Source organism: Erythrobacter sp. HKB08, assembly GCF_004114695.1.
Lineage (GTDB): Bacteria > Pseudomonadota > Alphaproteobacteria > Sphingomonadales > Sphingomonadaceae > Parerythrobacter_A.
Window position 1 is genome coordinate 1549292 of the sequence record NZ_CP035310.1, and the last position, 19809, is coordinate 1569100.

The 19809-nt window shown below is 63.0% G+C and carries 20 protein-coding genes and 1 tRNA gene; 13 read left to right on the forward strand and 8 right to left on the reverse strand.

Annotated elements, in window-relative coordinates; genetic code table 11:
• Positions 1-40 precede the first annotated feature (40 nt).
• Positions 41-1678, reverse strand: coding sequence for a putative bifunctional diguanylate cyclase/phosphodiesterase (locus tag EO245_RS07455; RefSeq protein WP_370246045.1), 1638 nt, complete (start codon positions 1676-1678; stop codon positions 41-43).
• A 237-nt stretch (positions 1679-1915) separates the two neighbouring features.
• On the opposite strand from EO245_RS07455, the gene EO245_RS07460 reads away from it, so the two are divergent.
• Positions 1916-2326 (forward strand): EVE domain-containing protein, encoded by a 411-nt coding sequence (locus EO245_RS07460; RefSeq protein WP_128892330.1) that lies wholly within the window; start codon positions 1916-1918, stop codon positions 2324-2326.
• 110 nt (positions 2327-2436) lie between these two features.
• The gene (locus EO245_RS07465) at positions 2437-2628 is read left to right on the forward strand and encodes a hypothetical protein (protein WP_128892331.1); all 192 of its coding nucleotides are present in this window, start codon (positions 2437-2439) and stop codon (positions 2626-2628) included.
• A 24-nt stretch (positions 2629-2652) separates the two neighbouring features.
• Here EO245_RS07465 and EO245_RS07470 read toward each other — a convergent pair whose 3' ends face one another.
• Positions 2653-3963, reverse strand: coding sequence for an MFS transporter (locus tag EO245_RS07470; RefSeq protein ID WP_128892332.1), 1311 nt, complete (start codon positions 3961-3963; stop codon positions 2653-2655).
• Between the two features lie 112 nt (positions 3964-4075).
• Here EO245_RS07470 and pgsA point away from each other — a divergent pair, with 112 nt between their 5' ends.
• Complete coding sequence (gene pgsA, locus EO245_RS07475) at positions 4076-4684, forward strand: CDP-diacylglycerol--glycerol-3-phosphate 3-phosphatidyltransferase (protein WP_128892333.1); 609 nt, start codon at positions 4076-4078, stop codon at positions 4682-4684.
• Between the two features lie 17 nt (positions 4685-4701).
• On the opposite strand, the gene EO245_RS07480 is transcribed toward pgsA, so the two are convergent.
• From EO245_RS07480 to rnd, 3 genes are all read right to left on the reverse strand, one after another.
• On the reverse strand, positions 4702-5040 hold the full coding sequence (locus tag EO245_RS07480; RefSeq protein ID WP_128892334.1) for a PilZ domain-containing protein: 339 nt from the start codon (positions 5038-5040) through the stop codon (positions 4702-4704).
• An 81-nt stretch (positions 5041-5121) separates the two neighbouring features.
• Positions 5122-6018: a hydrogen peroxide-inducible genes activator gene (locus EO245_RS07485; RefSeq protein WP_128892335.1), complete on the reverse strand. Its 897-nt coding sequence runs from the start codon at positions 6016-6018 to the stop codon at positions 5122-5124.
• Positions 6015-7280 carry a ribonuclease D gene (gene rnd / locus EO245_RS07490; RefSeq protein WP_128892336.1) on the reverse strand — a complete coding sequence of 422 codons (1266 nt, stop codon included), beginning with the start codon at positions 7278-7280 and terminating at the stop codon, positions 6015-6017. The genes EO245_RS07485 and rnd overlap by 4 nt, the downstream gene beginning before the upstream one ends.
• 169 nt (positions 7281-7449) lie before the next feature.
• On the opposite strand from rnd, the gene aspS reads away from it, so the two are divergent.
• From aspS to EO245_RS07520, 6 genes are all read left to right on the forward strand, one after another.
• Complete coding sequence (aspS, locus tag EO245_RS07495) at positions 7450-9270, forward strand: aspartate--tRNA ligase (RefSeq protein WP_128892337.1); 1821 nt, start codon at positions 7450-7452, stop codon at positions 9268-9270.
• A gap of 127 nt (positions 9271-9397) precedes the next feature.
• The gene (locus EO245_RS07500; protein WP_006834437.1) at positions 9398-9634 is read left to right on the forward strand and encodes an acyl carrier protein; all 237 of its coding nucleotides are present in this window, start codon (positions 9398-9400) and stop codon (positions 9632-9634) included.
• Between the two features lie 98 nt (positions 9635-9732).
• On the forward strand, positions 9733-10992 hold the full coding sequence (fabF, locus tag EO245_RS07505) for a beta-ketoacyl-ACP synthase II (RefSeq protein WP_128892338.1): 1260 nt from the start codon (positions 9733-9735) through the stop codon (positions 10990-10992).
• Positions 10992-11954: an endolytic transglycosylase MltG gene (gene mltG, locus EO245_RS07510; protein ID WP_128892339.1), complete on the forward strand. Its 963-nt coding sequence runs from the start codon at positions 10992-10994 to the stop codon at positions 11952-11954. The genes fabF and mltG overlap by 1 nt, the downstream gene beginning before the upstream one ends.
• Positions 11951-12475: a 2'-5' RNA ligase family protein gene (locus EO245_RS07515; RefSeq protein WP_128892340.1), complete on the forward strand. Its 525-nt coding sequence runs from the start codon at positions 11951-11953 to the stop codon at positions 12473-12475. The genes mltG and EO245_RS07515 overlap by 4 nt, the downstream gene beginning before the upstream one ends.
• A 73-nt stretch (positions 12476-12548) precedes the next feature.
• A tRNA-Met gene (locus EO245_RS07520) sits at positions 12549-12625 on the forward strand.
• 84 nt (positions 12626-12709) lie between these two features.
• Here EO245_RS07520 and EO245_RS07525 read toward each other — a convergent pair.
• The gene (locus EO245_RS07525) at positions 12710-13198 is read right to left on the reverse strand and encodes a hypothetical protein (protein WP_128892341.1); all 489 of its coding nucleotides are present in this window, start codon (positions 13196-13198) and stop codon (positions 12710-12712) included.
• A gap of 246 nt (positions 13199-13444) precedes the next feature.
• On the opposite strand from EO245_RS07525, the gene EO245_RS07530 reads away from it, so the two are divergent.
• Both EO245_RS07530 and EO245_RS07535 read left to right on the forward strand, forming a co-directional pair.
• Positions 13445-14377: a sulfotransferase domain-containing protein gene (locus tag EO245_RS07530; RefSeq protein ID WP_128892342.1), complete on the forward strand. Its 933-nt coding sequence runs from the start codon at positions 13445-13447 to the stop codon at positions 14375-14377.
• A gap of 111 nt (positions 14378-14488) precedes the next feature.
• Positions 14489-15622, forward strand: coding sequence for a DUF3500 domain-containing protein (locus tag EO245_RS07535; RefSeq protein ID WP_164931281.1), 1134 nt, complete (start codon positions 14489-14491; stop codon positions 15620-15622).
• 60 nt (positions 15623-15682) lie between these two features.
• Here EO245_RS07535 and EO245_RS07540 read toward each other — a convergent pair whose 3' ends face one another.
• Positions 15683-17461, reverse strand: coding sequence for a DEAD/DEAH box helicase (locus EO245_RS07540; RefSeq protein ID WP_128892344.1), 1779 nt, complete (start codon positions 17459-17461; stop codon positions 15683-15685).
• Positions 17462-17726: 265 nt separating this feature from the next.
• On the opposite strand from EO245_RS07540, the gene EO245_RS07545 reads away from it, so the two are divergent.
• Both EO245_RS07545 and EO245_RS07550 read left to right on the forward strand, forming a co-directional pair.
• Entirely contained in the window at positions 17727-18821 is a 1095-nt protein-coding gene (locus tag EO245_RS07545) for a redoxin domain-containing protein (protein ID WP_128892345.1), read from the forward strand.
• Between the two features lie 59 nt (positions 18822-18880).
• Complete coding sequence (locus tag EO245_RS07550) at positions 18881-19159, forward strand: hypothetical protein (RefSeq protein WP_128892346.1); 279 nt, start codon at positions 18881-18883, stop codon at positions 19157-19159.
• An 18-nt stretch (positions 19160-19177) separates the two neighbouring features.
• Here EO245_RS07550 and EO245_RS07555 read toward each other — a convergent pair whose 3' ends face one another.
• Positions 19178-19798 carry an isochorismatase family protein gene (locus EO245_RS07555; protein WP_234026843.1) on the reverse strand — a complete coding sequence of 207 codons (621 nt, stop codon included), beginning with the start codon at positions 19796-19798 and terminating at the stop codon, positions 19178-19180.
• Positions 19799-19809 lie beyond the last annotated feature (11 nt).

Sequence of the window (19809 nt, forward strand, 5' to 3'; positions counted from 1 at the left end):
GCGCATCTATGGTGTGGCAGGCCCCGCGTCCAGAGGCGGCTTAGGCCTGGCGGCGCGCCTGAGGGTCGGCTGCGACTTCGACTTCCGGCGCGACAGCCGTATGCTCGGCTCGCTCAAGCGTGGCTTCACCGTGCCCGGCAACGCCCAGCAGGTTCTTCCCGGCAAGACGTTCGCGGACCTGCGCCGCGTCCTCCGGCTGGCCGTAGAAATAGCCCTGACCCTTGAGGCGGCCCTTGCCCTGCAGCGCCTGCAGGATCTCGTTGTCCTCGATCCCCTCGGCGGTCACCGGCAGTTGCAGCCCTTCGCCCAGCTGGATGATCGCGTCGATCAGCTTCTCGTTGCCGGCCTTGCCGTTGAGTTCGCCGACGAAGCTGCGGTCGATCTTCAGGCGGTCGAACGGCAGCGAGCGAAGCTGCGCGAGGCTGGAATAGCCGGTGCCGAAATCGTCGAGGCTGATCTTGACGCCCTGGTTCTTGAGGCTCGTGATCATCGAGCGCACCTGGCCGATATTCTCGTGCAGGCAGCTCTCGGTGATTTCGATCTCGAGCCGTTCGGCCGGGAAGTTCTGTTCGGTCAGCAGCTTGAGCATGCGCTGGGCGAACCACGGGTCGCGCAGCTGTACGGGCGAAATGTTGACTGACAGCGTGAGGTGCGGTGCCCATTCCTTGGCATCTTCCATCGCGGCGGAAATGAGCTGTTCGGAAAGGCGGCCGATAAGGCCGATTTCCTCGGCCACCGGGATGAAGATGTTCGGTCGCACGAGGCCGAGTTCGGCGGATTTCCACCGGGCGAGCATCTCGAAGCCGACGATCTCGCCGGTCTCGATGTCGATCTGCTGTTCATAGAAGGGTACGAATTCCTTTGCTTCGAGCCCCCGGCGAAGTGCCGTTTCGAGCTCCTTGCGGAAGCGCAGGTCGGTTTCCATCGTCGGATCGAACCAGAAGTGGCGGTTCTTGCCCTGCTTCTTGGCCTGATACATCGCGATGTCGGCGCGGTGGAGCAGGCCTTCGCCGTCGACCTTGCCGTCTTCCGTGTGCTCATCGCCGACTTCGGACGTCGCGACGCCGAGCGATATGGTCACGTCGAGCGGCACGCCGTCGAGGTCGTGTGGGCGCGAGATTGCTGCGGTCAGCTCACTGGCGAGCTGGTCAATCGCATCGGGCGAGCGCTTGTCGAATGCGACGACGCAGGCGAACTCGTCGCCCCCAAGCCGCGCAAGGAGCGCGTCGTCGGGGAGCGTGTTGCGCATGCGGTTGGCCACTTCGACCAGCAGCTGGTCGCCTACCTTGTGGCCGTTGAGGTCGTTGACCTGTTTGAAGTTGTCGAGGTCGACCATCATGAAGGCGACGCGCTTCGCATTATCGGCGCAATTCGCGATCAGCTCGTCGGTTGCAGGCGTGACGCTGCGTCGGTTGAGGCAGCCGGTCAACGGATCGGTTTCGGCGAGGATACGGGCGCGTTCTTCGGAGTCGCGGCGATGTTCGATCTCCGACATCAGCTCGCGGTAACGGCGCAGGCCGAAGACGATCAGGGCGATATTGAGGAGAAGGGCATTGAGGAGGACGTAGTTCGGCCCAGTGTCGTTGTAGACCCAGCTGCGGATGATCTGCGGCAGGATGGCGCCGCCGGTACCGATGAACATGAGGATCGCCGCGATGGCGATACCGAGTGCGACCACGTCGCGTTCAACTCTTTTCCGTACGCGACGGACAGGATCGATGATTTTTGCCATGCGACTGCGATCGACTGCGCGACCTTTCCCCCTTTGGCACCTTCCTTCGCTCGCTATGCAAGTTCACGATAAACATCCCGTTAATTTTGAAAGCCTTGGCGACAGCACCCGGCGAAACGTTGGACAGCGGCAGTCTTCACCACCAAGATCGGGGCGTATTTTCTTTGAAGAAGGCAATGAAGCATGGCGCGATACTGGCTCATGAAATCGGAACCCGACGAATACGGGTGGGACGATTTGGCGGCCAAGGGCGAGGGGCTGTGGGACGGCGTGCGCAACCACCGCGCGAAGAACAATCTCGCAGCGATGGAGGAGGGCGACCAGGCCTTCTTCTATCATTCCAACAAGGGTCTCGAGATCGTCGGCATCATGGAGGTGAGCGAAGCCGGGCTGACCGATCCGGCCGACCCGGAAGGGAAATGGGCCGCGGTCAGGGTGAAGCCGGTTCGCAAGCTCGACCGGCCTGTTACGCTCAAGGAAATCAAGGCCGAACCCGCGCTTGCCGAGATGGAACTGGTCAAGCTGATGCGCCTGTCCGTCAGCGAGGTTCGCAAGGACGAATGGGACCGCATCATCGCGATGAGCGAGGGCTGAGGACGGCGCCAAGAGGCTGCGCGTCGTAAAGTTACGCGGTTAATGTCCCATCCCGCGACAGGCCTGATTTTGCGGGAGGCGGATGGTTACCAATCGGTTAAGACGCCTGCATGCGCAGATCGCTTGTTCTTTCCGACGAAACCGCCCGCCACCCGTTCCTGGCAACGCTTCCGCCGCATGTCCGCAAGGGCGAAGACGCGGTTCCGGCCCGGCACTGGCTGTCGCTCACCAAGGACGACATCTCGGGCTTTGCGACTGCCTATGCAGCCTGCTTCATCGCGGTGCTGGTCTTCATCATCTGATATGAGCGGCCCGAGGGCCGGCAATCATACGAGCGAGTGATCCGTCTCGTTCTTGTAGAGCCGGTGGCCGAGCCATGCCGAGACGAGGCACATCGCTGCGCTCAGCAGCAATTGCTCGACGATCGGAATGCCGATCGCATTGAGCGACATCGCCAGCAGAGAACCGACGACCATTGCGCCCGAATTGACGATGTTGTTCGCCGCGATGGTCCGCGCCGCCTGCTCGGGCTTCACCCGCGTGGTCAGGAAAGCGTAGAGCGGGACGACGAACATGCCTCCTGCCACCGAGATGCCGAGCAGGCAAAGCAGCAGCACCGTCGCCATCGGCCAGCTGAGGAACTCCATGAAGTCGAGCAGGTCGCTCGGCGGGTCGGCCGCCCATAGCTTCGACACGATGTAGAAGGCGACAACGAACAGCCCCATGAAGATGACCGAGATCGGTGCATAGCGCGCCGATACGCGTCCCTTGAGCAGGGCGTTGATCGACACCGAGCCAACCGCAACACCGATCGAGAAGACGACGAGGAAAAGGCTGGCGACTTCCGGCTCGGCCATGATGACGTTCTTGGCGAGCGGGAAGAACTGGATGAACAGCACCGAACCGATGGTCCAGAAGAAGCTGATGGCGAGGATCGCGTAGAACACCTCTCGGTTGTGCATCGTCTCGGCGATCAGGTTCTTCGAGGAGCGGAAAATGTTCCAGTCGAGCTTTTCCTGCGCGCCTTGCGGCGGCGCATCGGGCACCTGGCGCGAGACGAAATAGCCGACCACCGAGGTGATGATGATCCCCGCTGCGGCAAATTGCACGTCGATCCATCCGGCGAGGATCGTGCCTGCGAGGATCGCGATATAGGTGCCCGCCTCGACGAGGCCGGTGCCGGCGAGTACCTCTTCCTTGCGCAGGTGCTGCGGAAGGATCGCGTATTTGATCGGGCCGAGGAAAGTCGACTGCACGCCTGTCAGGAAGAGCGCGAGCAGGAGGAGGGGTATGGCGATCAGCTCGACCGCGATGCCTTTCCACGCAAGGTAGAGTCCCGCCGCACCGATCACCATCAGCCCGATCTCGCACGCCTTCACCGTCCGGATGATTGCGGCCTTGTCGCGCATGTCGGCGAGCTGGCCGGCGAGAGCGGAAAGGACGAAGAACGGGAGGATGAACAGGCCCGATGCGACTGCGCTGAAAGCACCTTCGGTCTGGGGCGAATTGAACACCTCGTAGACCACGAAGAGGACCATCGCGTTCTTGTAGAGGTTATCGTTGAAAGCGTTGAAAAGCTGCGTGACGAAGAGCGGCAAGAAGCGCCGGCGGCGCAGTAGGTGCGTCGATGTCGTCATTAAACCCTGCTGCTTGCTGCGGCCCCTGCAGCCGGGTCTAACGCATATGACCCTTGGGACAAGGCCAATCATTGTCTTTTGCCCGCCGCAGGTCTGGTCTAGGGGAGGCAGGATGCTGACCCTGCCCAACATTCTCACGCTGTCGCGCATCGTCGCGGTGCCGCTGCTGGCGGCGCTGTTGTGGTGGCCGGAATGGAAGGTCGGCTACGCCCTGGCCTTCGCGCTCTACTGCCTCATGGGCATTACCGATTACTTCGACGGCTACCTCGCCCGGTCGAGCGGGACGGTGTCGAAACTCGGCATTTTCCTCGACCCTATCGCCGACAAGATCATGGTCGCCGCGGTGATCCTCGTGCTGACGGCACAGGGATATCTCCGCGGCCCATATGGCGGGGACGTCCACGTTATTGCCGGGCTGGTCATCCTGATGCGCGAGATCGCCGTGTCGGGGCTGCGCGAATTCCTCGCCGGGCTGCAGGTGTCGGTACCCGTGACCAAGCTCGCCAAGTGGAAGACGACGTTGCAGCTGGTCGCCCTGGGCGCGCTGATCCTGGGGGGCGCGGTTCACGGTCCGCCGCCGACGCTGGTGTCGGAGATCGAGCGTCCGCTGGCCGATCAATGGGTCCACCTCGTCGGTCTCGCGAGCCTGTGGGGCGCCGCGATCCTGACGCTGGTGACCGGTTGGGATTACCTGAGGGTCGGCCTCAAGCACATGGACTGAAGGCCTTTTCGGGCCCGTCAGCCGATCAGCGGAAGGCCGAAGCGGTCGCGCGGATCGTCGCGGTCGAATTCACTGTTCGGAACGTAGCCGAACTGCTCGACCACCGTCTGGTGCAGCGGGGTTTCGAACTTGATGCCGGCGTTCTTCTCGATGCGCCAGACAACGCGTCCGTTGACGATGACCTTGGGCTGCAGGCGCAGGCGGATCTGGGTGCCTTCGTCGATCGCCTCGTCGGGCGTTTCGATCATGCAGCCGCCGCATGAAAGGTTGTAGAGCTTAACTACGCCCCGTTTTCCGTCGACTGCGCACTCGATTTCCTGATCGGTGGAGAATCGGTTGTATGACCGCATTTCCATAGTTCCCTCGCCTTTCCGAGGGCACTTGTTAGCGCTCAATTTACCAAGAAAGCGTGAACGGTCACAATCGGACCGGACGGATCAGCCTGCGCGAAGTTCTTCTGCAAGCAGGCGAAATTCGTCTGCGCGGGGCGAATTCTTGCGCCAGATGAGCGCGATTTCCCGGCTCGCATTGGCCGATTTGACCGGCCGCGCGACGATTTTGGTGTTGTCGAGGATGCCGGCGTCGATCGCCATCTGGGGCAGCATGGTCAGGCCAAGTCCGTTGTCGACCATCTGTACGAGCGTATGCAGGCTCGTGCCGATCATGGTCGCGCTGGCCCGCAATTCCGGGCGCGCACATGCCGCAAGCGAGTGTTCGCGCAGGCAGTGACCGTCCTCGAGCAGCAAGAGGCGCCCCTCGTCGATCATCGAGGGCGGAATGGTCTCGGGCGGGTCGCGCGGATCGTTTTCCGGGAAGGCGACGTACAGCTTGTCTTCGCCGATATGCTCGTACTCGACCTCGCCGGTATCGAAGGGGAGGGCGAGGAGCACGCAATCGACCCGGCCATGATGGAGCGATTCGACTGCGTCCTGGCTGGTTTCCTCGCGCAGCATCAGCTTGAGGTTGGGCCGCTCCGTGCGCAGGCGCGGCAGGATGCGCGGCAGCATGAAGGGCGCGATTGTCGGGATGACGCTCATGCGCAGTTCGCCCGACAGCGGCTTGCCGCTCGCCTGGACGAGGTCGCTAAGTTCCTCCGCCTCGCGCAGCAGGCGATGGGCCTTGGCGACAACCTGTTCGCCCAGCGGAGTAAAGCGCACCACGCGGCGGCTGCGCTCGACCAGCGTCACGCCGAGCAGGGTTTCCAGCTCGCGGATGCCCGCCGAGAGCGTCGACTGCGAAACGAAGCTCGCCTCCGCAGCGCGGCCGAAATGCCCGTGCTCGTGCAGCGCGACGAGATATTGCAGCTGCTTGATGGTGGGCAGGTAGGTGCTCATTCGGCGGCGTGTGCCTCTTCGGTCTGGGCGGCCTCGGCCTGATCTTCAGCCTGTTCGACGGCAAGGTCTTCCTGCGCCTGAGCCAGGTCGTCGGCCATGTCGTCGATATGCGTCATGTGCAGCTTTCCGCCCTTCACGGCGAAAGCGAGCTTGCCTTCGACCAGTTCGAGCGCGTCGCGGCCGAAGACTTCGTAGCGCCAGCCCTTGAGGATCGGCAGGTCGCGGATGCCGGCGGCGAGCGCCTCCATCTCGTCGGCCTTGGTCAGCAGGCGGCTGGCGACGTCGATCTCGCGCGCACGGATCTTGAGCAGCAGCTTGAGGAGGTCGGCAACAAGCGCGCCTTCCTTGCCGAGCGGCGCGCCGCGCTTCATCTTCGCCGGCATCTCGCTCTTCGATAGTGGCTCGGCCTGCGCGATGACCTTCATCAGGCGCTTGCCGATGTCGTTGTCCTTCCACGCCTGGCTGAGGCCGCGCACTTTCACGAGGTCGGCCTGCTTCTTGGGCGGATGGCTGGCGATGTCGGCCAGCGTCTCGTCGCGCATGATGCGGCCGCGCGGGATGTTCTTGTGCTGCGCCTCGCCTTCGCGCCAGGCTGCGAGTGCCTTGAGGCGGCCGAGGACGGTCGGATTGCGCCCGGCCTGGCGGATACGCTTCCACGCGCGGTCGGGTTCGATGCGGTAGTTTTCCGGGTCGGCGAGTTTTTCCATCTCGGCATCGAGCCAGCTGCCGCGATCGGTCTTGATCAGCTTTTTCAGGATCTTGGGGAAGATCTTTGCCAGGTGCGTCACGTCGCCGATGGCATATTCGATCTGCCGGTCGGTCAGCGGACGGCGGCTCCAGTCGGTGAAGCGCGCGCCCTTGTCGACCGTGATGCCGAGCCAGCTCTCGACGAGGTTGGCATAGCCGATCTGTTCCGACTGGCTGATCGCCATCATCGCGATCTGCGTGTCGAAGATCGGGTGCGGCGTCTTGCCGGTGAGGTTGTAGATGATCTCCACGTCCTGCCCGCCGGCATGAAAGATCTTGAGGACCTCCTCGTTGTCGGTCAGCAGGTCGAGCAGGGGCTTCATGTCGAGCCCGTCTGCAAGCGGGTCGATCGCCGCCGCTTCCTCCTCGTTGCCGATCTGCACGAGGCACAGTTCCGGCCAATAGGTGTTCTCGCGCATGAACTCGGTGTCCACGCAAACGAAGTCGGATTTGGCGAGGCGGGTGCAGAGCTCTTCCAGCTCCGCGGTCTTTGTAATCAGGTCGTGTATTTTCATCGTTCTTGTCTGTATGTGGGCGGAGTACCGCCGCTCGGGTTCGTTCCCTCGGGCGCGCACGGCTTGACAAAGCCGGTCGCATCCCCTGTTAGCGCGCGCGATATTCGCGCGACGCGCCACCAGTGGGCGCGCCCTTAGCGCCATAGCTCCGAAAATGGAAAGATTTTAGATGCACGCCTATCGTACCCACAACTGCGCAGCCCTGACCAAGGCCGATGTCGGCGAAACCGTCCGTCTTTCCGGCTGGGTCCACAACAAGCGCGACCACGGCGGCGTGCTGTTCGTCGACCTGCGCGACCACTACGGCATCACGCAGATCGTCGCCGACAGCGACAGCGAGGCGCTGCCGGTGCTCGAGAAGCTGAAGCTGGAATCGGTCATCACCATCGACGGCAACGTGAAGGCGCGCGACGAAGTTGCAGTGAATGCGAACCTCCCGACCGGCGAGATCGAGGTCTTCGCCCGCTCCGTCACAGTGCAGAGCCGCGCGGAAGACATGCCGCTGATCGTCAACCAGGCGGAAGACTATCCCGAAGAAACGCGCCTCAAGTATCGATTCGTCGATCTGCGCCGCGAGCGCGTCCACAACAACATCATGCTGCGCAACCGCGTCATCACCTCGCTGCGCCAGCGCATGATCGAGCAGGGCTTCAGCGAGTTCCAGACGCCGATCCTGGGTGCATCGAGCCCCGAGGGCGCGCGCGACTACCTCGTGCCGAGCCGCCTCCACCCGGGCCGTTTCTACGCGCTTCCGCAGGCCCCGCAGATGTTCAAGCAGCTGCTGATGGTCGCCGGCTTCGACCGCTACTTCCAGATCGCCCCGTGCTTCCGCGACGAAGACCTGCGCGCAGACCGTTCGCCGGAATTCTACCAGCTCGACTTCGAAATGAGCTTCGTCACGCAGGAAGACGTCTTCCAGGCGATCGAACCGGTCCTCGCCGGCGTGTTCGAGGAATTCTCGGGCGGCAAGAGCGTGACCCCGGCAGGCGAATTCCCGCGCATTCCGTATGCAGAATCGATGCTGAAATACGGCACCGACAAGCCCGACCTGCGCAACCCGCTGATCATCTCTGACGTCACCGGCCACTTCGAGAAGTCGGGCTTCGGCCTGTTCGAGAAGATCGTCGGTACCGGCGGCCGCGTGCGCGTCGTCCCGGCACCGAACACGCATGAGAAAAGCCGCAAGTTCTTCGACGAGATGAACGACTGGGCGCGCCGCGAAGGTTTCGCCGGCCTCGGCTACGTCACTCGCAAGGGCGGCGAATTCGGTGGCCCGATCGCCAAGAACCACGGCACCGAAGGCATGGAAAAGCTCTATGCCGAACTCGGTCTCGGCGAAAACGACGGCCTGTTCTTTGCCGCGGGCAAGGAAAAGGACGCCGCCAAGCTCGCCGGTGCCGCGCGCACCCGCGTCGCCGAGGAACTGGGCCTGATCGAGGAAGGCTGCTTCAAGTTCTGCTGGATCGTCGATTTCCCGATGTTCGAATACGACGAGGAACTGAAGAAGGTCGACTTCAGCCATAACCCGTTCTCCATGCCGCAGGGCGAAATGGAAGCGCTGGAAACGCAGGACCCGCTCGATATCCTCGCCTGGCAGTACGACATCGTCTGCAACGGCTACGAGCTGTCCTCGGGCGCCATTCGTAACCACCGTCCGGACATCATGTACAAGGCATTCGAAATCGCCGGCTACACCAAGGCCGACGTGGACGAGAACTTCTCGGGCATGATCGAGGCCTTCAAGCTGGGCGCACCGCCGCACGGCGGCTCGGCCCCGGGTATCGACCGCATCGTGATGCTGCTCGCCGACGAGCCGAATATTCGCGAAGTGATCGCTTTCCCGCTCAACCAGAAGGCGCAGGACCTGATGATGGGCGCGCCCTCGCTGGTGAGCCCGAAGCAGCTGCGCGACGTGCATATCCGCACCGTCGAAGCCCCCAAGCCGGAAGGCGCGCAGGCGACTCGCGTCGACCGCGCCGGCGACAACTGAGCTCGAGACCCGAATTTCGTGCACACCTAAGCGCGTAGCGGATGCAGCGCAGGCACTTGCGCTGTGCCGCTACGTTCATTAGGGCGAAAGGGAATTTTCAAACCCCCACATTTCGAGAGGGAAATACATGAGCGATACCGCTGACCGCGTGCAGAAGATTGTCGTCGAGCACCTCGGCGTCGAGGCCGACAAGGTCACCCAGGAAGCCAGCTTCATCGACGATCTGGGCGCAGACAGCCTCGACATCGTCGAGCTGGTCATGGCGTTCGAAGAAGAATTCGGCGTGGAAATTCCCGACGATGCGGCTGAGAAGATCACCACCGTCGGCGACGCCACGAAGTACATCGAAGAGCACAAGGGCTGATCGGCCCTCCCGCCGTGCTCGCCTGACGTGAGTCGGCGGGATCAGACAGGCTCGACCCGGATGCGGGCCGGGCCTGTTCTTTTTTGACGGAGAATTGCATGCGCCGCGTTGTCGTAACCGGTCTTGGTCTTGTCACCCCGCTCGGTGGTGATGTCGAAACCTCGTGGAAGAACCTCATCGCCGGCGAAAGCGGCGCAGGCCCGATCACGCGCTTCGACGCCAGCAACCAGAAGTGCCAGATCGCCTGCGAGGTGAAGCCCAAGGATCACCCGTGGGGCTTCGATGCGGACAAGCGCGTCGACCACAAGGTCCAGCGCCAGGTCGATCCGTTCATCGTCTACGGCATCGATGCCGCCGGACAGGCGCTCGAGGACGCCGGCCTTGCCGAGATGGACGACGACCTGAAGATGCGCACCGGCTGTTCGATCGGTTCGGGTATCGGCGGCCTGCCGGGCATCGAGAGCGAATCCATCGTGCTGCACGAACGCGGCCCGGGCCGCGTCAGCCCGCACTTCGTCCACGGCCGGCTGATCAACCTGATCAGCGGCCAGGTCTCGATCAAATACGGCCTGATGGGCCCGAACCACGCGGTCGTGACCGCCTGCTCCACCGGCGCGCACTCGATCGGTGACGCGGCGCGTATGATCAAGGACGGCGATGCCGACGTGATGCTGGCGGGCGGCGCTGAGAGCACTATCAACCCGCTCGGCGTTGCAGGCTTCGCGCAGGCGCGCGCGCTCAACATGAGCATGAACGACCGCCCGACCGAAGCGAGCCGGCCCTACGACAAGAACCGCGACGGTTTCGTCATGGGCGAGGGCGCCGGCGTGGTCGTGCTCGAGGAATATGAGCACGCCAAGGCGCGCGGCGCGACGATCTACGCGGAAGTCGTGGGCTATGGCCTCTCGGGCGATGCCTACCACGTCACTGCGCCGCACCCGGAAGGCAAGGGCGCGGAACTCTCGATGCGCATGGCGCTGCGCAAGGCCGGTCTCGAGCCGGCGGATATCGACTACGTCAACGCGCACGGCACCTCGACCATGGCCGACACGATCGAACTCGGCGCGGTCAAGCGCGTGCTGGGCGACGATCTCGGCGGTGCTTCGATGAGCTCGACCAAGTCCGCCATCGGCCACCTGCTCGGCGGCGCCGGCGCGGTCGAGGCGATCTTCTGCATTCTTGCGATCCGTGACGGCATCGTGCCGCCTACGCTCAACCTCGACGATCCGGACGAGGGGACCGAGGGCGTCGACCTCGTACCCAAGCAGGCCAAGAAGCGTGAAGTACGCGCCGCGCTCAACAACAGCTTCGGCTTCGGCGGCACCAACGCCTCGCTGATCGTCAAGAAGGTCGACTGATGCTGCGCATCGGCGCCCTGCTGGCGCTGATTGCCGCAATCGTCGGCGCGGTCATCTTTGCGTGGGGATGGTACGGCGCGGCCGAGATCGAGGAGGAGACGCCGTTCGTCGTTTCCTCCGGCTCGACCCTGACGTCGGTTGCGCGCGATCTTGAGAACGACGGCATAATCGCCTCGGCCGATGCCTTCCTGCTGCGTGCGAAGGTGCTGGGCGGGGGCGATCCGATCCAGGCGGGCGAGTTCCTGTTCGAACCGGGCATCAGCCAGGCCGATATTCTCGACAAGCTTCAATCGGGCGATGTGATCCGCCGCTTCATCACCATTCCCGAAGGCATGCCCTCGATCATGGTCTACGAGCGGCTGATGGCGGAAGACCTGCTGACCGGTGAAATCCCGGTGCCGGTCGAAGGCTCGGTCCTGCCCGACACCTATGATTTCGAGCGCGGGGAGGAACGCGCTGCCGTTCTCGCCCGGATGCAGGCCGCGATGCAGAACTACCTCGCCGAGGCGTGGCCCAAGCGGGGGAACGACATCGCGGTCGACAATATCGCCGATGCCGTCACCCTCGCTTCGATCGTGGAGAAGGAAACCGGCGTCGCGCGCGAGCGCCGTATGGTTGCCGGCCTCTACTCGAACCGCGTGAAGAAGGGCATGCTGCTGCAGGCGGACCCGACGATCATCTACCCGATTACCCGCGGCAAGCCGCTCGGCAGGCGTATCCGTCAGTCGGAGATCGCGGCGGTCAACGACTACAACACCTACACGATGACCGGCCTGCCCAAGGGCCCGATCACCAATCCGGGCCGCGAGAGCATCGCCGCAGTTCTCAATCCGGCGGATACCGACGCGGTCTACATGGTTGCCGACGGCAGCGGCGGCCATGCCTTCGCGACGACGCTCGAAGAGCACAATGCGAATGTCGAGAAGTGGTACGCGCTGCGCCGCGAACGCGGGGAAATGTGAGCGGGGGCGATAACGATCCGCTGATCGTGACGGCCGAACTGCCGAAGGAACTGGCGGGCTGGGCGACCGGCCTGCGCCGCCAGCATTTCCCGCCCGAGCGCAACTACCTCGACGCGCACGTGACGCTTTTCCACGCCCTGCCGCGCCAGTACGAGCGCGAGGTGCGCGATTGCCTCTCCGACATCGCAAGGGAAACGCCGCCGGTCGATGGACATCTCGAAGGGATCATGTCGCTCGGCCGGGGAACCGCCCTGCGGCTGCACAGCGAAGGCATGATCGCCGTGTGGCGCGAAATGACGCGGCGCTTCCATGGCCTGCTGACCGCGCAGGACCAGCACAAGCCGCGCCTCCACGTCACCATCCAGAACAAGGTCAGCGGCGCGGAGGCCAAGGCATTGCAGGCGCAGCTCGAAGGCACGATCGAGCCGCGCGATTTCCAGTTTCGCGGCCTGTCGCTCTATATCTATCGCGGCGGTCCGTGGGAGTTTCTGCACACCTACGCATTTCGCGGCAAAAGGTAGGTTGACCGCGGGCCGGTGCAGCCCTAAATGCGCCGCCTGTCGAGCGAGCCCAGTGCTCCGACAGGCCCGATGGGGCGGAGTAGCTCAGGTGGTTAGAGCAGCGGAATCATAATCCGCGTGTCGGGGGTTCGAGTCCCTCCTCCGCTACCACGGATCATCCTATGAAGAGGCTGACCTCCAGGTTTCCCAAATTGCTTCGAGCAGGCTGCCTTTAGTGCGCGGCGCAGCGTGCTTCTATTCCCAAGCTGCGCTCGCAGATCGCCAGACTTTTGCCTCCTCGTCCCATACACTTGAGACTACACAGGGTGTGGGGTTGATCCCGTCGCAGTTGGACCCATGGACCCGTGCAAGCAAAACGGTGTGCGGACCGAATTTGGTGGTTGTCCAGCCTTGGTTCTGGATTGAATTCAGCTCAGATCCGATCATAAAGTGGGACATGGCACCGCCGGTGCCGCCGTAGAGCGATGCGGCAGTGGAGCATGCGAACCGGCCTTCGTTAACAACCCAATCATCGGCATTGTCCCCATCCAGGTCCACCCGTTGGACAGCACCTTCTTCGAGAGCGAATTCACCGCTGTCGAAATTCGCACATTCAGCCCGTGCAGCGTCAATCTTGGCTTGAATAGCACTTGGCATGTCCGCTGTATCAGCCGCTGCTGGCGACGACACAAGCGAAATGGCTGTAGCGAAAGCGAGGCAACCCGTTGATGAAATCTGGGCCATAGGACTCTCTCCTTCAATCCATGTGCTCGCCGACCCGAGAACGGATGGTGCGAAAATTTCTCGTACGGGGCAAGCATTCATCCCAGGGTGACTTCTCCCTCGTCGGAATCATAATCCGCATGTCGGGGGTTCGAGTCCCTCCTCCGCTACCAGGTTTTCCAGATCTCTGTGGTGTTTTGCCCGCTATTGCCAAGCTGCGACGGGCGGGTGTAGCCAATTGGTGAGGGTCGCTGGTGGGAGGTTCCATTGGCAGATCAACCGGCGAGAACGCGCGTTTATCAAAACCATCATCTGGATTCGACTAGATGGAACTGGTTCGAACCACGTGATGACGACATCATCATAGCGACGTCCTACAAAGCCGGGACTACCTTGATGCAGACGATCGTCGCCAATCTCCTATTTCCCGACGACGACATGCCGGCACCCGCTTCCGACATGTCCCCCTGGCTGGATTTTCGGCTCTTTCCCCTCGAACTGGTTCTTGGCCAGCTGGAAGCGCAGGAGCACAGGCGCTTCATCAAGACGCACACGCCTCTCGACGGATTGCCCTACTTCTCCAAAGCCAAGTACATTTGCGTGAGCCGCGACCCACGCGATGTCTTCATGTCGCTCCTCAACCATTGGGGCAATCACACCGAAGCGTTCTACATGGCGGCCAACACTACTCCGGGCAGAGTTGGTGACGAGTTCCCGCGTTTCAGCGGTGATATCAAGACCATATGGAGAGACTGGATCACCCGCAGTTGGTTCGATTGGGAACTGGGTGGCTATCCCTATTGGTCGCATCTGAGCTACGCACTCACGTTCTGGGAGCACCGTGATAGGGACAATATCATGTTGACCCATTTCAATGACCTGCGGGCCGATCTCGACGGCGAAATGCGGCTTATTGCGGATTATCTTCAAATCGACGTTCCAAAGGAGAACTGGAGCGATGTCGTGCGTCGCTGCACCTTCGAGGAGGTCAAGAAGAACCCGGCCAAGGTCGTGGGCGAGGGTATTTCTTTCGCATTCGAGGGAGGGGCAGATACCTTCATCCACAAGGGGACCAATCGGCGTTGGGTCGGCGTTCTCGATGAGGAAGACCTTGCGCTCTACGACGAAGCGATGGCGAAGCTGCCGGAGGACTTCAGGCATTGGCTCGAACACGGAAGAAAGGCGGAAGCGACCGCCTAGGCCCTGGTTTGCGGGCCGACAGGTCGAGCACCTCCTCCGTTATCGGCGCAATCGTCTGTTTGCAGGATGCGTGCCGCTGTCATAGTCTCCCGGTGGGTCGGGGGGAGATTGATGATGCATGCTTTCGCGCGATCCGTAGTCCATACATTTGCCGCTATCTCGTTGGCCGTTCCAGTCGTGGCGGCGAACGCACACGATTCTGTCGATCACCAGCTCGAGGAGATGCGTGTCGAGAGGATGCAGGAAGCCACCGTGGCCTTTCTCGCTACGCTGGACGATCAGCAGCGGGAAAATGTGATGAGCGCGCTGGACGACAATGCGACCAGGACGAGCTGGTCGAACCTGCCGATCACTATGGCACCGCGATCGGGCATGCCCGTGGCAAGCATGTCGTCCGAACAACGCCGCGCCTTGCATGTTATGTTGGGTGCGGCGATGTCGAGCCAGGGCTATCTCAAGTCGGCGACCATCATGTGGCACGAGGACGTGCTACGCGAGATGTTCGACACGATGGTGGCGGCAATGCCGGAAAGCGATCCGCGCAAGCAACAAGCCCTTGCCTTCGCCGACAATTACGACACCGAAAAGTTCTTCGTGACAGTTTTCGGGGATCCGGAAAGCGAGAATTGGGGGTGGCTCGTAACGGGGCATCATTTCGCCGCAAACTTCACCGTTTCCGGCGGCAAAATCGCCTTTACACCGATGTTTCTCGGAGCCAATCCGCAGGTCGTTCAGGAAGGACGCTACGCGGGCTGGCAACTGCTGCAGCACGAGGCGGACAGGGCATTGGACCTGCTCAATTCACTCGACGAGGGCCAACTTGGACAGGCTGTCGTTGCAGCAGAAGTCGACGGCTCCATATTTGCCGGGCCGGGAAACCAGGACAGCCACAAGACGGCTTTCGGCATCAAGGCCTCCGATCTCAACTCAATGCAGCGCCGCTTGCTGGCTGGTCTTATCGACGAATATCTCGGAGATGCTTCTGACGAGGCCGCCGCGCGGCAACGGGCAAAGATTGACGCGGACGGTCCTGACGCACTGAGGTTTGCCTGGTGGGGGCCGACCGATGAGCCCACGGGCCGCTACATGTTCAGAGTGCAAGGACCGTCGGTTCTTATCGATTACGTCCGCGAAAGATCTGGGGACGGGTCAAATAACCACGTCCACTCGATCATGCGCGATCCGTCGAATGATTATGGCGCCGACTGGCTCAAACGCCACTACGAAGAAGCGCATCAGGAATAACGAGCGGGATCGCATGGCGGAGGGCGAGTCCCTCCTCCACCGCCGGTCCCGAATGAACGCCTAAGGCCGTTTCTTCTTCGCGAAGCCCTTGCCGCCGCGGTTCGGTTTGCCGCCGGGCTTGCCCTTGGCCTTGTCGAACTTCTTGAAACCACCCTTCGGCCTCACACGCGCATTGTCGGCGTTTCCGCCACCGTGCTGGCGCTTGCGGTTGGTCCTGGCGATTTCGCGCGGGCCGGTTTCGGAGCGCTCGAACGCGATGGGATCATCGTCGCCGTCGGTTTCGGCTGAGCGCGCGGCGGCTTCGGCGAAGCGGTCGGCTATCTGGCGCGGGATCTGGAAGAAGGTTTCCTCCGGCCCGATGCGGATCGCGCCGATTTCGTTGCGGGTGATGTGGCCGCGGCGGCAGAGCAGCGGCAGGATCCAGCGCGGGTCGGCGTTCTGCCGGCGGCCGAGGTCCATGCGGAACCACACCGTGTCCTCGAAACCGGGACGATGGCGGTCCTTCTGCGCCTCACGCCGTGCCTCGGGCGTATTGGCAATGAGGTCTTCAGGCTCGGGCAGTCGCGCACGGTGTGAGCGCACGAGCATGGCCGCGATTTCCTCCGGCGTGCGCTCGGCAAGCAGGCGCTGGGCGAGCTCGCGGTCGGTTTCCTCGACCTCGACCGGCTGGAGTAGGGTTTCGAGCAGGCGCTCGCGATCCTTGGCCTTGATCATCTCGCGATGCGGCGCGTCGGTCCACTCGGCGGAAATCTTCGCATGACGAAGCATCGATTCGACGCGCTTGCGGCGCGAAAACGGCACGATAAGCACCGCCGTCCCCTTCTTGCCCGCACGTCCCGTTCGGCCCGAGCGGTGCTGCAGCGTCTCCGCATCGCGCGGAATCTCGACATGGACGACGAGGCTGAGCGTCGGCAGGTCGATACCGCGCGCGGCGACGTCGGTGGCGACGCAGACCCGGGCGCGGCGATCGCGCAGGGCCTGAAGCGCCTGGTTGCGCTCCGACTGCGAGTGCTCGCCCGACAGTGCGACGACTGCGAAGCCGCGCTCCTGCAGGGTGGCGTGGAGGTGGCGGACCTTCTCGCGCGTGGCGCAGAACAGGATCGCGGTTTCCGCCTCGTGATAGCGCAGCAGGTTGACCACCGCGTTCTCGATCTCGGGCGGGGATACCGTCACCGCTTGGTACGAGATATCGCCGTGCCCGCGGCCTTCACTGATGGTCGCGATCCGCAGGGCGTCGCGCTGGTAGCGGCGAGCGAGCGCCTCGATCGGGCGGGGCATGGTGGCGGAGAAGAGCAGCGTGCGGCGCGTTTCCGGCGTGGCGTCGAGAATTTCCTCGAGCTCTTCGCGGAAGCCCATGTCGAGCATTTCGTCGGCTTCATCGAGCACGACCGTTTGGAGGCCCGACAAATCGAGCGCACCGCGCTCGAGGTGATCGCGCAGGCGGCCCGGCGTACCAACGACGATGGTCGCGCCCGAACGCAGTGCCTTGCGCTCCTGCTGCGGGTTCATGCCGCCCACGCAGGTCGCGATGCGCGCATTGGCCTTGCCGTAGAGCCACGCGAGTTCGCGGCTCACCTGCAGCGCGAGTTCGCGCGTCGGCGCAACGATCAGCGCGAGCGGCTGGTCGGAGAAGGGAAGGGTGTCGGCATCGCCCAGCAGGTCTTTCGCCATGGCGAGACCGAAGGCGATCGTCTTGCCCGATCCGGTCTGGGCGGAAACGACGAGGTCGCGTCCGGCGGCTTCGGGCTGGAGCACTTCCGCTTGGACGGGTGTGGCGTCGCTGTAGCCACGCTCTGCAAGAGCGGCTTCGAGACTGGCGGGAAGGGGCGGAAAAGTCATGGCATGGGGCCTGAAACAAGAGGGGTAGGGCAGCTCGCTGCAACCGGCCCGAAAACGGCCGGCAGGAAGAGCGCTTTGGCTATCGAGCTTTGGGGGTTTGGCGCCCCCATACTCGCAGAAATCGCATTTGGCTTGCGAAAAAGCGGGGAGGCGGGCGAATTGCACGCGGAGGCGGTGTTGCCAGCGATGCCGGGCGGCGAATTTCCCTTTAGGTATCAGGGGGAATTCGATAGCACATCGCTTCGATCAAATTCCAAAGGCTCAGATGGCCGACATACCGACTTCCTACCAGCTCGCTTCGCCGTCGATCCGGCCGTACGTCCAGCAATTGTGGCCGGGCGCGATGGCGATGCCGTTCGATACGCGCGACGAAGAGGGGCGCAAGATCAAGCTGACCGACGATCATCTGTCGGGCCGCTACATGCTCCTCATGTTCCTCAACGACCCCGACAGCGAGCAGGTCGAGCCGCTGCTTCGCTCGCTGGCGGAACTCGAACCGCGGCTCGACGAGGCGAATGCGACGGTCGTGGCAGTCAGCGCATCGACCGATGCGGCGCGCAACAAGCGGATGAAGCGCGAGAGCGGCTTTCCCTGGCCTGTCATTTGCGATTCCTCGGGCGCGCTGTTCGCGTCCTACGGGCTGCACAAGGCAGGCGACCAGACGGTGCGGATCGTGATGATCACGCCCTACCGCCAGATCCGCGCGTGGTTCGACCTCGAAAAGGATGCAAGCGCAACGCTGAAGACGATTATGGACCTATTGAAGAACTCGCAGGCCGCAGAAGAACTGCGCTGGAGCCCGCCGCATGCGCCGATCCTGATGGTGCCCAACGTCCTGTCGCCCGAAGAGTGCGGCAGGCTGGTGGAATCGGTCGAAACCGACACCCCCTTCATGGTCAGGCCGCCGCGCCCGGGCGAGATTGCCGGCAATTACAAGATCCCGGTCTACGACCACGAGCGGCAGGACCGGGTCGACCTGATCATCAAGGACCCCAATACGCTGGCCTTCCTCGACGAGCGCATCTTTGGCCGGGTCACGCCGATGATCAAGAAGGCCTTTGCCTACGACGTGACGCGCCGCGAGGACCTGCACATCGCGCGCTATGTCGGCAAGCGCGAGGGCTTCGAAATGGGCCACCGCGACAATGTGGAACCGGCGGTCGCCCATCGCCGCTTCGCGCTCTCGATGAGCCTCAACGACGATTACGAAGGCGGCGAGATCGCGTTCAAGGAATTCAGCCCGAAAGGCTACCGCGTCCCCGCAGGGACGGCGATGATCTTCTCTTCGTCGCTGCTTCACGAGGTCCAGGAGACGACGTCGGGCGTGCGCTACAACCTGATCTCGCACCTCTTCAGCTAGGGCCGGTTTTTGCGATCACGCTTGCGGTGTAGTATTCGCGCTCCTGAAGGGAGAGAGCGATGAAAATCACCGCAAGAGCAGTCCTCGCAGGCATGTCCGCCTTGGCGATCGCGGCGTGTTCGCAGGCCGGGGAAGAGCCGGCTGCCGAGGAGGTCGTGGCCGAAGAAACGCAGGCGGCGGAAACTGCCGAGGAAACTGCGGCTGCTGCGCCTGAAGAGGTCTTCGAAGTGTGCGACGAGAATGGCAATCGCTATCCGTCGGAAGCGGACGCACAGGCCGCGGGTCTCAGCGAAGCGGAATACGGCGCGACGTTCTGCGACTATTTCCCTGAGGAATAGGGTCGTCGGGCTGCGGGGCTAGCCGGAGAAGCTGGTCTCAAGCGATTCCGGCACTTGTTCGGCCGACACCACCTCGGCGTATTTCGCTTCGAGGTCGCGCAGGTTCTGGCCGTGGAGATCCGCGTCCCGGTCGGCGCAGGCATCGCCGACCACGAACGGGATGTAGCCATATTGCAGCGTGTCGAGCGCGCTCGCCCGCACGCATCCCGAAGTCGAGAAACCGCCGATGTAGAGCGTGTCGATCGCGCGCTCTTTCAGCCAAGCGTCCAGCTCGGTGCCGAAGAAGGCGGATGGGTATTGCTTGATGAAAACCGGCTCGCCTTTGCGCGGGGCGAGTTGTGACGGGAATGCGCCTAGCGGGCCCTCGCCGACGAAGACCTCGAGCGCGGGTACCTTGCGGAAGAAATGACCGCCATCGGAGCCGCCCGGCTTGTAGCGCACCCCGGTCCAGATGACGGGCAGTCCACGCTCGCGAAACTGGTCGGCGAGAAGCGCCATCCGTTCGAGCGCCGCCTGTCCGCTGTCGAGGAACAGGGGCGATTGCGGCTCAACGTAAGCCGCAACTGGGTCCACCAGTAACAAGGCGGGCGATTTGCCGGGCTTCAGATGCCCCGAAAAGGCGCTGTGCCATTCTGTCACGTCGGACGCCC